This is a genomic window from Pseudomonas sp. UMAB-08 (assembly GCF_900095225.1).
Lineage (GTDB): Bacteria > Pseudomonadota > Gammaproteobacteria > Pseudomonadales > Pseudomonadaceae > Aquipseudomonas.
In genome coordinates, this window is the sequence record NZ_LT607417.1 from 326,827 (window position 1) to 327,235 (window position 409).

Annotated in this window: 1 pseudogene; it reads left to right on the forward strand. The window is 61.9% G+C overall.

The features are described 5' to 3' along the window. Positions 1 to 409: pseudogene (locus K0F75_RS25655) on the forward strand (threonine ammonia-lyase, biosynthetic); the annotation flags it as partial.

Consider the following 409-nt stretch of genomic DNA (forward strand, 5'->3'; position numbering starts at 1 on the left):
ATTACGTCGACGACGTGATCACCGTCAACACCGATGAAATCTGTGCGGCGATCAAGGACATCTACGACGACACCCGCTCGATCACTGAACCTGCCGGCGCGCTGGGCGTGGCCGGGATCAAGAAATACGTCGAGCTGTACGGCGTCAGCGGCCAGACCCTAGTGGCCATCGACTCCGGGGCGAACGTCAACTTCGACCGCCTGCGCCACGTCGCCGAACGTGCCGAGCTGGGCGAAGGCCGCGAAGCGATCATCGCGGTGACCATTCCCGAGAAGCCGGGCAGCTTCAAAGCCTTCTGCAAAGCCATCGGTAAACGCCAGATCACCGAATTCAACTACCGCTACCATACCGATCGCGAAGCGCACATCTTCGTCGGCGTGCAGACCCACCCGGAAAACGACCCGCGCGC